The 13948-nt window shown below is 60.1% G+C and carries 9 protein-coding genes; 6 read left to right on the top strand and 3 right to left on the bottom strand.

The genetic code is table 11. The features are described from left to right. Window positions 1-49: 49 nt before the first annotated feature. The 3 genes from ACA071_RS17715 to ACA071_RS17705 all read right to left on the bottom strand — a co-directional run bounded on the left by ACA071_RS17715 (window position 50) and on the right by ACA071_RS17705 (window position 7615). Complete coding sequence (locus ACA071_RS17715; RefSeq protein WP_497640337.1) at window positions 50-4795, bottom strand: dermonecrotic toxin domain-containing protein; 4746 nt, start codon at window positions 4793-4795, stop codon at window positions 50-52. Between the two features lie 181 nt (window positions 4796-4976). Further along, on the bottom strand, window positions 4977-5696 hold the full coding sequence (locus tag ACA071_RS17710) for a FadR/GntR family transcriptional regulator (protein WP_497640336.1): 720 nt from the start codon (window positions 5694-5696) through the stop codon (window positions 4977-4979). Between the two features lie 182 nt (window positions 5697-5878). Then, window positions 5879-7615 carry an IlvD/Edd family dehydratase gene (locus ACA071_RS17705; protein ID WP_497640335.1) on the bottom strand — a complete coding sequence of 579 codons (1737 nt, stop codon included), beginning with the start codon at window positions 7613-7615 and terminating at the stop codon, window positions 5879-5881. 194 nt (window positions 7616-7809) lie between these two features. Here ACA071_RS17705 and ACA071_RS17700 point away from each other — a divergent pair, with 194 nt between their 5' ends. From ACA071_RS17700 to ACA071_RS17675, 6 genes are all read left to right on the top strand, one after another. After that, complete coding sequence (locus ACA071_RS17700) at window positions 7810-9132, top strand: MFS transporter (RefSeq protein ID WP_497640334.1); 1323 nt, start codon at window positions 7810-7812, stop codon at window positions 9130-9132. A gap of 129 nt (window positions 9133-9261) precedes the next feature. Further along, window positions 9262-10254: an AraD1 family protein gene (gene araD1 / locus ACA071_RS17695; RefSeq protein ID WP_497640333.1), complete on the top strand. Its 993-nt coding sequence runs from the start codon at window positions 9262-9264 to the stop codon at window positions 10252-10254. A 10-nt stretch (window positions 10255-10264) separates the two neighbouring features. After that, window positions 10265-11845 (top strand): aldehyde dehydrogenase (NADP(+)), encoded by a 1581-nt coding sequence (locus ACA071_RS17690; RefSeq protein ID WP_497640332.1) that lies wholly within the window; start codon window positions 10265-10267, stop codon window positions 11843-11845. Window positions 11846-12065: 220 nt separating this feature from the next. Continuing rightward, a complete protein-coding gene (locus ACA071_RS17685) occupies window positions 12066-12365 on the top strand; it encodes a DUF5629 family protein (RefSeq protein WP_497640331.1) in 300 nt (99 codons plus the stop codon). Then, window positions 12352-13527, top strand: a complete 1176-nt coding sequence (locus tag ACA071_RS17680; protein WP_497640330.1) for a lactonase family protein — start codon at window positions 12352-12354, stop codon at window positions 13525-13527. The genes ACA071_RS17685 and ACA071_RS17680 overlap by 14 nt, the downstream gene beginning before the upstream one ends. A 156-nt stretch (window positions 13528-13683) precedes the next feature. Beyond that, window positions 13684-13863 carry a hypothetical protein gene (locus tag ACA071_RS17675; protein ID WP_123514418.1) on the top strand — a complete coding sequence of 60 codons (180 nt, stop codon included), beginning with the start codon at window positions 13684-13686 and terminating at the stop codon, window positions 13861-13863. The last annotated feature ends 85 nt before the right edge of the window (window positions 13864-13948 follow it).

Below are 13948 nucleotides of genomic sequence, written 5' to 3'. Positions count from 1 at the left end.
CAACCAAAAGCCGCAACCCTGAGGTTGCGGCTTTTTTATGGAAGACGACTCAACGTGGTTCCTGCGGCAGGAACACGGTGTCCGCCAATACCTTGCTGATCACGCCGCGATGGATGCCGATGATCGATTTCGGGTCTTGCGTTTTAGCCAACGTAGATTCGTAGGTTTCGAAGCGTTGCGCTTCGGTTTTCAGATGTGCCACGGTGTAAGCAGTCTTGGCGTCCGTCAAGGCGGCGTAGTGGAAGTGGGCATACCACCAGGGCGTGTTGTTGCCGGGTCTCAGCAAGGCGTATTCCTGCATCAGATCCTTGCGCCCGGTTTTCAGCTGGACGCGGGTGCCGAGCATCCGCACCGACAGCTGATTGCGTTGCAACAGGTACTGCACGCCCTCACTGGTAGGCGGCCGATCCAGGGTCATCTTGATGCGCAAATCCGTTGCCTTTTGCTCGAGGGTTTTCGCCTTATCCCGCAGGTTGGCGACCAGTGTTGAATCCTTATCGCTATGTAGCGGAATGTGCCGTTGTAGATCATCGGCAAACCCAGCCAGTTTTTGCGCTTCACGCTGCAGCTGTTCTTCGATTTCTTTGGGTGAGCTGGCGCGTTTTACGTAGCCTTCGATTTTCAGCACTTGCCCGTCCACCTGGGTCATAGCCTTGCGCGCATTACCTTTGATTTGGTCGTAAGTACCGGTCGAGGCTTTGGGGGGCGTTGGCCTGGCTTCGACCATTTCAACCCAGACGTTCGGCTCACCCGTGTGTTCATGGAACGAGGCCACGGGCTTGTCGTCCAGCGGTCCCAGGATGTCGACGATTTCACCCGTCTCGCCGTCGGTTGGCGGACGAACTTCACCGATCATCGAGCCCTTGGCGGTTTTGATCACCTTTTTTTTGCGGGTCGATGCCGGGCTTTTAGAGGCCGATGTGCCTTTTTCCGTGGTTGACGTTGCCGAAGTTGTGGACGTGTCCTTGGCGGTTGCCGAGGTTGTCGGCGCATCTTCGTCGGTTGGCGGAGCTTGTTGAATGTCCTTGGCCAGTCGCTGTTCGGCATCAATGCGCAATTGGTCAATCAGCTCTCGCAGGCGATTGAATGCCGGCATCTGTAGTTCTTCGGCGTTGAAAATCCCGATGCTTTCCAAGGCATCCTGTGCCTGGCCGTAATGATCGACTAGATTGTCCAGTACAGCGATGCGATCACTGCGTTGGTAAGCATGATTGCCCTGGAGCTCGGCATGGGACCGCGACAGCATCATCAAGGGTTCGATGACGGTTCCCAGGGCGTTCATCACCTCGGTTCCCAGTGCCTTTACGCTCAGTGTGCGCAAAATCAACAGGTGGTAGGCCTTGACTCTCAGGGCCGTAAGCTCATTGGCCGATCTGTCGGAGGTCAATCGTTGCCAGGCCCTGGCACCCAGCAGGGGAATCCGTTTAAGTTCTTCGAGTTGGCTGTCTATCTCTTCGTAGGACTTGATCATGGTTTCATTGATGGCGCCGGTCTGGCGCATGAAATCGAAATATCGATCCACCACGGCGTCGCCTTCGGCACTTAGCGCCTCATAAATTTGCTGTGCGTTGCCGCTGTACTCCTTGTAATTGAGGTTGACGGCGGAGCGATCATAGTCAGCGATGACAATCCGTTTGCGCACATTGTTGATGATGTTTTCCAGCATATCGCTGAGCAAGGCGTAGTCGATGGCGATATCCGTCAGCGCGCAGAGTTCGTGGTGCTCGGCCATTAGCGTCACATACGTCTCGGTCTGCTTGTCCAGTTCTTCAACGTAACGCTGCCGGAACGCCGCCCGCTCCTGTGGCGTGCTGGTGGTGGCTTTGTCCTTGAGCAGCATCAGTTGCTCGGCAATGTCGACGCGCTTTTGTATCTGCGCCTGCTGCCCGGTGAAGGCCTGATGGCTCAGGTTCAGTTCCGCGATGCGTTGTTGCCTTTGTTCTCGTACTGCCGCAATGCGCTTTTTGGGGCCGCCACCGACCAGCTTCAGGCCCTGATCCAGCGACCATTTTCCATGGCCATCGGTTTTAAGCTTGATCCCGGGATGGTCAGGGCGTTCTGGGTGCACGATAAAGACTTCGCCGAGACCGGGCACAATCTGCACCCGAAACAACAGTCCGGCGAGGGTGACGTGCCAGGTGTCGCTGATCCGGTAGAGGCCTTTGAACGCGCCAATGGCCACGGGCTCCGGGAGCGAGGATGGCCATGGCACCCGCACCGCGTACAGCTTTCCGAATAGGCGGGCCGAGGCCGAGTCTCGTGCCGTCGACAAGTTGAAGTCCAGCAGGGTGTGGCCACTGCCCGGTGGTTCGGAAGGCAATCCTGGTGTGGCCTGGGTCACTGCGATCTCCGCCGAGGCGTGGGTTTGCGCTAAGGCCCTGCGCAGCGGGCCGAGGGTAACCGGAAGCTCTTTGAGGTGTTGTTCGTCGATTGCGCCACGGTTCTGCGCCACATGCAGCAGGATCAATCCGAGGTTGAGCAGCACATCGACCCAGGCCTGCTCCCGCGCGGTAGCATTATCGCTGTCCAGTGCGGGGAGGTCCTGGGTCAGGCTGTGGGTCAATTGCAGCATCCAGCCCACCAGCATGGCCGGGCCGCGCAACAGCGGTAAAACAAGGTTGTTGAACAACAGCCAACTGCCTTCGAGGATGATCGCCCAGCGACTCTCGGCATTGGACACCGATTGCTGATCCGCCAGTTTGACCAGTGCTTGGGCGTTGCTCTCGAACAGCCGGGTCATCAACTGGCCTTTTTTCAACGCTGCGAGCCATTCTTGCGCGGCTTCGTCGCCGACCAGAATCGCGGGCCCGGGCTTTTCGGGGCGGCTGAATTCGTCACCGACCTGCATATGAACGATGTGCGGTTCGTTGAAGCCGTTGTTGGCGTAGATTGGCCGGGCGCGCTCGGGCAGCCAGGTCAGCACGCTGCTTTGCAAGAGGCCCGATTGTGCGATGGCGTTCAGCAGGGCCTGCCGGGTCGGGTACTGCCGCAGCGCAGGTGAGTACAGCGGTTGGTAGAGAATGTGCGGACCATCGGCCTTCGGGTCACGGGGTTCGATGATGAACATGTTGCCCGCCACATCGCACTCGGCCTCGGCTTTGCGCTGGAAGGCTAGCGGGCGCAGGACGATCTCCTGTTCATCGACGAATCGCTCTGCCCCTGTCTTGTGCATCAGCGCCGCGACGTAGCGATAGCCCTGGCGGCTGAACCCCTGTTCTGCCTTGATCGCTTGTTCCAGCGCAAGCATTGGCAAGCGGATGGTCAGTTCCAGGCCGAACAGTCGGCCACGTTCCCGCGCCTCGGCGGTGTCGGCAAGCAACTCGGTGCGGATGAACTCCGGGTAGTGTTTACCGACGTTGACCCTAGCGATCAGATCCAGCAGGTAGGCTTCAGTGGTCCAGTCCTGGATCAATTGATCAGCGGTGTGGCGGATGGTCATCCGGCCCTTGGGTTTGCCTGCGAGGTTCTTGATCGCAAATTCGGTCAGGGACATTTTCACCGGTTCAAGGTAGCCGCTGCCCAGGTCGCCGACGGGCACATGGAAGGTCAGCTCCAGTTGGTCGGCGTCATAACCGGGGGCCAGTGGCTGGTCCGCCAGCATCTGTTTGTGCAGGGCTTTTTTGGCGAAGGCGTGAAGGTCGTCGAGGCCATCGAGGAACGTACGACCACCGGTCTGTTGCTTGATGCTCGCGAGCTCCAGCACTTGTGTGCGGTAAGTCATGCGGTCGACAGCGTCGGCTGTTTGCAGCCAATCGGGAAGATTGCTCGCGATGCGCTGAAGAACCACGGAATTGGGGGGCTGATGGCCGATGAACAGCGCCGCCACATCGGTGATCGCTTCGTAGCGTTTTTCCAATTCCTCCTGGCGTTGGCCCGCCGGCAATTTGAGCGCGGCCAGGTCCTCCAATTGCTGGTTCAACAACAGCGCCGCTTGAGTGTCGAAGATATTGCCGTCGGGCTCATAGCGTTTCCAGGTGATGGCGTCAGCCTTGAAGGCTTGTTCAAACCGCGCGGCCCACGCTTGGCCAAAGGCGTCCAGGGAAGGAAAGGATTCAATGCCGCCCGTGACGCTGCACAGCAACACGGTTTCAGCGCAGATCACCAGGATGTCCGGGCTTTGCAGGCTGATGGAGTGCTCGCCGGTGCCCAGAGTCGTTTTGACAAAACAAGCCTGGATGGTGCCTTTTGACCACGGTGCTTCGAGGCGCTGCTGTTTATCGGGGTGCTGACTGAGCTCGATGAGGATCTCTGCGTGTAGAGGATTGAGGGATGACAGACGCACTGCCGATGTTTTCAGCACGCCGTTCAGCAAGTCACCCAACCATTGCCAGCGGCTGGCCCCGGCCTCGACCGGCCCATCCCAGTAGTCACTCAACGCTTGCTGAAAAGCGACGAAGACGATGGAAGGTAATTCACGAATGATGCCCGCGATAACCTGCATGTCCGGTTCGCGCGAAGTGGTGCTGTCGAGGGTCAGGTGTGTCGGGGCCTTGTTGGTCAGGAAACAGGCGCGGCCATACTGTTCGCGGAGTACCGGTGATGTGCCGGTCGCCAGATACGCGAGTACGACATCCAGCAGCAGTGTCAGACGCCAACCGCCCTCCGGGAGCGGTTGTGCGAGGCGGGTCCGCTCGGGATCGAAATCCAGTGGCGGGTATTTTTCCAGCAGCGCTTCCTTGAGCAGGCTGGCGGTTGCCGAGCGTAGGGTCGGGCGAGTGTTGAACCGGGCGCTGATTGTTCGGGCAATGATATCGGTGTATCCCGCTGTGGCGGTCGGGGTTGAAGCGGTGGGCATGATGCAGTCCTTTGCATGGTTGATGCCCTGAACATAACTTCTGAAGAAGTGACGTGTGCGGTATCCGGTTACCGCACATGCATCGATTGAAGGGGGTATGGCGCGGGGGGCGCAGAAACAAAAAAGCCGCGACCTGTGAGGGTTGCGGCTTTTACTTTTCAGAGGGTCTTTTGATTTTGCTCTATGGCAAATCAGCGCCCAGCACAACATTCAACGCACTGCGCGCATCATCCAGCTGCACCAGCGTCGCATGCCGCGCACCCAGCGCATCCCGATTCTCGATAGCGGTCAGAATCGCCTTATGCCGTGGCAGCGCCAGTTCATGCAGGTTTGGCCGCTGGTTGGAGTGCTTCAATGCCTCGGCAATTGCCACCGAAAGCATGTTGCACAGGTTGGCCAGCAAGTCGTTGTGGGTGGCGTCGGCGATGCGGCTGTGGAAGTCCAGGTCCGGTTGCAGCAGCGCTTCCGGGGTCGGTGCGGCTTCCATCCGTTGGTAGGCTTCACCGATAGAGGCGATATCCGCGTCGGTGGCGTACTGCGCAGCGAGGGCGGCGGCGGCCGGTTCGATGATGCTGCGCACACTGGTCAGCAGGCTGAAGAACTCATTCTGCGGGCTGCTTTGCATCAACCAGTGCAGCACGTCCGGGTCGAGCATGTGCCATTCCTTGCGCGCCTTGACCACCGTGCCGACTCGCGGACGGGAATACACCAGGCCCTTGGCAACCAGTACGCGCGTGGCTTCACGCAGCACCGGCCGACTGACCGCGTACTCTTCGCACAACAGGGCTTCGGCGGGCAGTTTGTCGTCGGGTTTGAAACGACCAGAGACGATCTGCATGCCCAGTTCCTGGACGATGCGCGAGTGCATGCTTTTGCGGTCGGAGGGTTTGCGGTAATCCATGGGGAACGGCGCGATCCTGGGCGATGGGGGTGGGGCGCATGATAGCAGGCGGGACACGGTCCTGAATGATCGTTCCCACGCTCTGCGTGGGAATGCCTCAAGGGACGCTCTGCGTTCCAATGGGACGCGGAGCGTCCCGGGCTGCATTCCCACGCAGAGCGTGGGAACGATCAAGGGAGGGGTTAGTGGGAATGGCGTGGGACTTCGGAGCCGCGGCAGCCGACGAGGAAGTCGAAATCACAGCCCTGATCCGCCTGCAGCACATGGTCGATGTACAACTGACGATAACCACCAACGATCAACTGTTCCGGCGGCTGTAGATCAGCCATGCGCGCTGCCAATTCAGCATCCGGAATATCCAGATGCAGACGCCCATTGGCGCAATCAAGCTCAATAGAGTCGCCTTCCTGCACCACCGCCAAAGGTCCGCCAGCCGCCGCTTCTGGCGCCACATGCAAGACCACCGTGCCATACGCCGTGCCACTCATGCGTGCATCGGAAATCCGCACCATGTCGGTCACGCCCTGGGCCAGCAGTTTGGCCGGCAAACCCATGTTGCCGACTTCGGCCATGCCCGGATAACCCTTCGGCCCGCAGTTTTTCATCACCAGGATCGAGTTGGCATCCACGTTCAGTTCCGGGTCGTTGATCCGCGCCTTGTACATGTCGAAGTTCTCGAACACCACGGCACGGCCGCGATGCTGCATCAATTCGGCACTGGCGGCGGAGGGCTTGAGCACGGCACCGAGAGGCGCGAGGTTGCCGCGCAGCACGCAGATGCCGCCGTCGGCGCGGATCGGATTGTCGAGGGTGCGGATCACTTCGTCCTGGCCGTAGATCGGCGCGTCCTTGGTGTTCTCGCCAAGGGTCTTGCCGTTGACGGTCAACGCATTGGGATGCGGAATCAGATTGGCTTCACCGAGGCGACGCAGCACTGCGGGCAAACCACCGGCGTAGTAGAACTCTTCCATCAGGAAACGCCCGGACGGTTGCAGGTCGACGATGGTCGGCATGCCGCGACCGATGCGGGTCCAGTCGTCCAGCTCCAGCTCGACGCCGATGCGCCCGGCGATGGCTTTCAAGTGAATCACCGCGTTGGTCGAACCGCCGATGGCGGCGTTCACCCGGATGGCGTTTTCAAAGGCTTCCTTGGTCAGGATCTTCGACAGTCGCAAGTCTTCGCGAACCATCTCCACCGCGCGCATACCCGACATGTGCGCCAACACATAACGCCGCGCATCGACGGCGGGAATGGCCGCGTTATGGGGCAGGGAAGTGCCGAGGGCTTCGGCCATGCAGGCCATGGTAGACGCGGTGCCCATGGTGTTACAGGTGCCAGCCGAGCGGGACATGCCGCCCTCGGCTGCAAGGAAATCGTCGATGGTAATGGTGCCGGCCTTCACTTGTTCGCTGAGCTGCCAGACCACCGTGCCCGAGCCAATGTCCTGGCCCTTGTGCTTGCCGTTGAGCATCGGCCCGCCGGTGACGACGATGGCCGGCACGTCGCAACTGGCCGCACCCATCAGCAGTGCCGGGGTGGTTTTGTCGCAACCGGTCAGCAATACCACTCCGTCGATCGGGTTGCCGCGAATGGCTTCTTCAACGTCCATGCTCGTCAGGTTGCGGGTGAACATGGCGGTCGGGCGCAGGTTCGATTCGCCGTTGGAGAACACCGGGAACTCGACCGGCCAGCCACCTGCCTCGATCACCCCGCGTTTGACGTGCTCGGCAATCTGCCGGAAATGCGCGTTGCACGGGGTCAGTTCCGACCAGGTGTTGCAGATGCCGATGATCGGCTTGCCGTGGAACTGATGGTCGGCGATGCCCTGATTCTTCATCCAGCTGCGGTACATGAAGCCGTTCTTGTCGGCCGTGCCAAACCATTGCGCGGAGCGCAGGGTGGGTTTCTTATCAGACATAATCGGCTCTCTTATTGTATGACTATATTGTTTAATCTGACGGATAACATAAGCGCAAATTCGGCGCTTTGGAAGCGTTGTCGCTTAATTAGTAATACTATATAGTCGTTTTCGACGGAGGGATTGGCCCTGGCGGTTTTCCGCGAGAGGCGTCCCCCGAGGTTCTATAACAACAACAATCGGAGACCGATCCCATGAGCCAGGAACTGCGGCTTATTCGTCGCATTACGCTGAAACTGATTCCCTTCCTGATCCTGCTGTACCTGATCGCCTATGTGGATCGCTCCGCCGTTGGCTTCGCCAAGCTGCACATGGGCGCGGACATCGGCATCGGCGATGCGGCGTACGGCCTCGGCGCCGGGCTGTTTTTCATTGGCTATTTCTTGCTGGAAATCCCCAGCAACCTGATGCTCGAACGCTTCGGTGCGCGGCGCTGGTTCGCGCGGATCATGATCACCTGGGGCGCGATCACCATCGGCATGGCCTTCGTCCAGGGCCCGCACAGTTTCTACGTAATGCGCTTCCTGCTTGGCGCCGCCGAAGCCGGGTTCTTTCCGGGCGTTCTGTACTACATCACCCAATGGTTCCCGGTGCGCCATCGCGGCAAGATCCTCGGGCTGTTCATCCTCTCCCAACCCATCGCGATGATGATCACCGGCCCGGTATCCGGCGGTTTGCTCGGCATGGACGGCACCCTCGGCCTGCACGGCTGGCAGTGGTTGTTTATCGTCATCGGTACGCCGGCGATTCTGCTGACCTGGCCGGTGCTGCGCTGGCTGCCCGACGGCCCGCAACAAGTGAAATGGATGGACCAGGCCGAGAAGGACTGGCTGACCGGCGAGCTGAAAAAAGACCTCGCCGAGTACGGCCAGACCCGCCACGGCAACCCGTTGCATGCGCTGAAGGACAAGCGGGTTCTGCTGCTGGCGCTGTTCTATCTGCCGGTGACGTTGAGTATCTATGGCTTGGGTTTGTGGTTGCCGACCTTGATCAAACAGTTTGGCGGCACGGATCTGGTGACCGGGTTCGTGTCGTCGGTGCCGTACATCTTCGGGATCATCGGTTTGCTGATCATCCCGCGCAGTTCCGACCGCTTGAATGATCGCTACGGCCATTTGGCGGTGCTCTATGTGTTGGGCGCCATCGGCCTGTTCCTCAGCGCCTGGTTGACGCTGCCGGTGGCGCAACTGGCGGCGTTGTGCCTGGTGGCATTCGCGCTGTTTTCCTGCACAGCGGTGTTCTGGACCTTGCCGGGGCGGTTCTTTGCCGGCGCCAGTGCGGCGGCGGGGATTGCCTTGATCAACTCGGTGGGCAACCTCGGCGGCTACATCGGGCCGTTCGTGATCGGTGCGTTGAAGGAATACACCGGCAACTTGGCGTCGGGGTTGTACTTCCTGTCCGGGGTGATGGTGTTCGGGCTGGTGCTGACGGGCGTGGTTTATCGGTTGCTGGAGCGCAAGCATGTGTTGCCGGCTGACCAGTTCGCCGCCAGTGCCCGAGGCGCGACCCGTACCTGACACCCAACCTGTAGGAGCAAAGCTTGCTCGCGATAGCGGTCTGACAGTCGAGACCAATGCTGAATGTTTTACCGTCATCGCGAGCAAGCTTTGCTCCTACCGTGAAATTTCGTTTTACAGGAGAAAATCATGCGTCTAGTTCAGTTCGAATTGCTCAATGGCGAGCGCCGTGTCGGCGTTGTCGAGGAGGGTCTGGTCCGTGAAGTCCAGGAAGCGCGCACGGTGCGCGACTTGGCGCTGGCGGCGATCGAGGCGGGTATCGGCCTGCAACAGCAGGTCGAGGCCCTTGGCCTGGGCATCAGCCACAACTACGCGCAACTGCTGACCGACCTGCGCATCCTGCCACCGCTGGATCACCCGGACCCGGCGCACATGTTGGTCAGCGGCACCGGCCTGACTCACTTGGGCAGCGCTTCGGCCCGGGACAAAATGCACCAGCACGTCGGTGACGAAGCGGCGATGACCGACACCATGCGCATCTTCAAGTGGGGCGTGGAGGGCGGTAAGCCGGCTGCCGGCCAGGCGGGCGTGCAACCGGAATGGTTCTACAAGGGGGACGGCAGCATCGTCGTTCGACCCGGCCAGCCATTCCCGCTGCCACCGTTTGCTGAAGACGCCGGGGAAGAGCCGGAACTCAGCGGCCTCTACGTCATTGGCCATGACGGCAAGCCGTATCGCCTGGGCTATGCGGTGGGCAACGAGTTCTCCGACCACGTCATGGAACGCAAGAATTACCTCTACCTCGCGCACTCTAAATTGCGCAGTTGCAGCTATGGCCCGGAACTTCGCGTCGGTGAGCTACCCCAACACTTGGCAGGCAGCAGTCGCATCCTGCGTGACGGCGAAGTGTTGTGGCAGAACGAGTTCCTCAGCGGCGAGGCCAATATGTGCCACAGCCTGGCGAACCTTGAGTATCACCATTTCAAGTACAGCCAGTTCCTGCGACCGGGGGACGTGCACATTCACTTCTTCGGCACCGCGACCCTGTCCTTCGCTGATGGCATCCGCACCCAACCGGGTGATGTGTTCGAAATCAGCCAGGCCGAATTTGGCGCGCCTTTGATCAACGGTATTGCACCGGTTGATGCGGCATTCGAACCCGGCACTGTCGGCACCCTTTAAGGAGACCCGTATGACCCAGATTCTTGGTCACAACTACATCGGCGGCCAGCGCAGCGCGGCCGGCAATCTCAAACTGCAAAGCGTCGACGCCAGCACCGGCGAGGCCTTGCCCCACGATTTTTATCAAGCCACCCCGGAAGAAGTCGACGCCGCCGCCAAGGCTGCCGCCACCGCTTACCCGGCGTATCGCAGCCTGAGTGCAGAACGACGGGCGCAGTTTCTGGACGCCATCGCCGATGAACTCGATGGGCTAGGGGATGACTTCGTTGCCGTGGTCTGCCGCGAAACCGCGTTGCCCGCCGGTCGTATCCAAGGCGAGCGCGGTCGCACCAGCGGTCAGATGCGCTTGTTCGCCAAGGTCCTGCGCCGTGGTGACTTCTATGGTGCGCGGATCGATCAGGCCTTGCCGGAACGCCAGCCATTGCCACGCCCCGACCTGCGTCAGTACCGCATCGGCCTTGGCCCGGTGGCAGTGTTTGGCGCGAGCAACTTTCCGTTGGCGTTCTCCACGGCGGGCGGCGACACCGCTTCGGCACTGGCCGCCGGTTGCCCGGTGGTGTTCAAGGCCCACGGCGGCCACATGGCGACTGCTGAACTTGTCGCTGATGCAATCTTGCGAGCTGCGGAGAAAACCGCGATGCCGGCCGGTGTGTTCAACATGATCTTCGGCGGCGGGGTCGGCGAAGCGCTGGTCAAGCACCCAGCGATCCAGGCTGTGGGTTTCACCGGTTCACTCAAGGGCGGTCGCGCCTTGTGCGACATGGCCGCCGCACGACCGCAGCCGATCCCGGTGTTCGCCGAGATGTCGAGCATCAACCCGGTTATCGTGTTGCCTCAGGCACTGGCGGCTCGGGCAGAAAGCGTGGCCCGCGACCTGACGGCGTCGGTGGTGCAGGGCTGTGGTCAGTTCTGTACCAATCCGGGGTTGGTGATCGGCATTCGTTCGCCTCAGTTCAGTGCGTTTGTGCAGCAGGTCGCCGGGTTGATCGCTGATCAACCGGCGCAAACCATGCTCAATGCAGGCACGTTGGGCAGCTATGGCAAAGGCCTGCAAAAGCTGCTTGCGCACCCTGGGATTGAGCACTTGGCGGGCAGTCCGCAACAAGGTGATCAGGCTCAGCCGCAACTGTTCAAGGCGGATGTCAGCCTGTTGATCGATGGCGATGAAGTCTTGCAGGAAGAAGTCTTCGGCCCGACTACGGTGTTCGTCGAAGTCGCGGATCAGGCGCAGCTCAGTGCCGCGTTGAACGGGCTGCATGGTCAGTTGACGGCGACGATCATTGGCGAGCCGGCGGACTTTGAACAGTTCGGCGAGCTGACCGCGTTGCTGGAGCAGAAGGTCGGGCGGATCTTGCTTAACGGTTACCCGACCGGTGTCGAGGTTTGCGATTCGATGGTGCACGGCGGACCGTATCCCGCGACGTCCGATGCGCGTGGTACCTCGGTGGGCACCTTGGCCATCGATCGTTTCCTGCGCCCGGTGTGCTTCCAGAACTACCCCGACAGCTTGCTGCCGGAGGCGCTGAAGAATGGCAACCCGCTGCGCATTCAGCGCCTGGTAGATGGCAAGCCATCTCGCGACGCGCTCTAACTTCTGGACGCAACCCTCTGCAACCGATCGTTCCCACGCTCCGCGTGGGAATGCAGCCCGGGACGCTCCGCGTCCCCACCAGAGCCGAACGCAGAGCGTCCGATGAGGCATTCCCACGCAGAGCGTGGGAACGATCAGACACTGTGCGTGGGAACGATCAGAGGGAGAGGGCGGCGTGATGAGCTATCATTGCGTCTTTCCATTTGAATGATTGATTGCCATGACTGCCGTAACCGACACCTTGCTCAACGCCCTCGAAAACTGCGACCTGCTGGAAATCGATGGCTTACACGCCTCCGAGTTCTACATTGCTGAAGAGGACGACAGTCTGAACATCGAATGCATGGACGGCCGCGCGCTCAAGCATTGGGAATTCAGCAAGGCTCAAATCGAGGCAGCGACTTTCGATCCAACCCTGCAAAGCTGGCTCATCACCGGTGATTCCGGCGAACACCGGCTGGTGTGCATGGCTGCCTTCGGCGGTCGTGACGACGAGGAAGAAGAGCATGAAGATGCGTAATTTCTGGCCACTGTTGATGGCCGGCAGCGTCGGCGCCATGGGCGTTCAGGCGGCCACTGTCGATGATTATCAGCTGTTGGTCGGCTCCTACACCGCGGGTCAGAGCCAGGGCATATATCGCCTGAACTTCGACAGCGCCACTGGGCAAATCGCTGCCAAGCCGCTGCAAGTGGTCAAGAGCGAAAACCCGTCCTGGCTGACGATTTCCAAGGACCAGCATCATCTGTTCGTGGTCAACGAAAACGGTCCAGGCCAGGCTGATCCAGTCGGCAAGGTCAGCAGCTATGGGATCAATCCCAAGACGTTTGAGCTGAAGCTGATCAATCAGGTCCAGAGCCTGGGCAACGAGCCGACCCATTCGAGCCTCAGCGGCGATGCCAGCCATTTGTTCGTCAGCAATTACTCGGTGGTCGAAGATCCGGGCGGCACCCTCGCGGTGTTGCCGGTGGGCGCTGACGGCAAGCTCAAACCAGTGGTGCAGATGAGCAGTCATCCGTCGAGCCGGGTCAATCCCGAGCGGCAGGTGTCGGCGCATGTGCATTCGACGATCTCCTCGCCGGATGGCAAGTACGTGTTTTCCAATGATTTGGGCGCGGACAAGATCTTTGTCTACCGCTTCAATCCCAAGGCCAACCCGCTTTTGCCATTGACGCCGGCCACACCGGCTTCGGTGTCTCTGCCACCGGGCAGCGGGCCGCGTCATTTGCTGTTCAGCGCCGATGGCAAGCACGCCTGGCTGAGCATGGAAATGAGCGCTCAGGTCGCGGTGTTCGATTACCAGGACGGCACGCTCAAGCAGACGCAGTTGGTCGATCTGGCCGCGGGGCAACCCACGTCCGACAAGGCCGGCGCTGCGTTGCACGCTTCGGCTGATGGCAAGTTCCTCTATGTCAGCAACCGTGGCACCGCCAATCAGTTGCTGGTATTTGCTATCGACCCGGCCACCGCCCAGCTCAAGGAATTGCAACGCCGTTCCGTCGAGGGTGATCACCCGCGAGAGTTCAGCCTCGACCCGAGTGGCAAGTTCCTGTTGATCGCCAACCAGAAAAGCAACGAAATTGTCGTCGTCGAGCGCGATGCCAAGACCGGTTTGCTGGGTAAAACCGTGCAGAAACTGCCGATGGATGCCCCGAGCGATCTCAAGTTCCTGGTGCGTCAATAGGCCGCAGGCCCCGGTTGATGGGGCCTGCAACCTTCTATTAATGAGACTGATATCCGCTAATGCTACAAAGCATTTCAAGGCGCGGACCCTCGGGAGTTAAGTTTGCTTCACGGCCTAACCAGGCAAGCAAGCCAACTGACTCCGAGGAACACCGCCATGAACTTCAATCTCTTCTCCATCATCGCTGCATCCGCTATCTCTGCCACCGTTGCCCTGCCAGCCAGCGCCAACGTTGAGATCAACAGCAAAAAATCCCACACCCAGAGCTACACCCAGAAATACCTGCAACAAAGCGCCAACTTCTACGCTGCACTGGATCACAAAACCCAAGCCTGAAATTTGAGCCCTGCACCTTTTATGCAGGAGCGAAGTCACTTGTTCTGATCGACCGCCGGTGCGTCGAGAAGCCATGAGTGATGTC

This window comes from Pseudomonas sp. LBUM1646 (assembly GCF_059716165.1).
The sequence above is the reverse complement of the archived record's forward strand: the minus strand, read 5'-3'. Positions and strand labels throughout refer to the sequence as shown.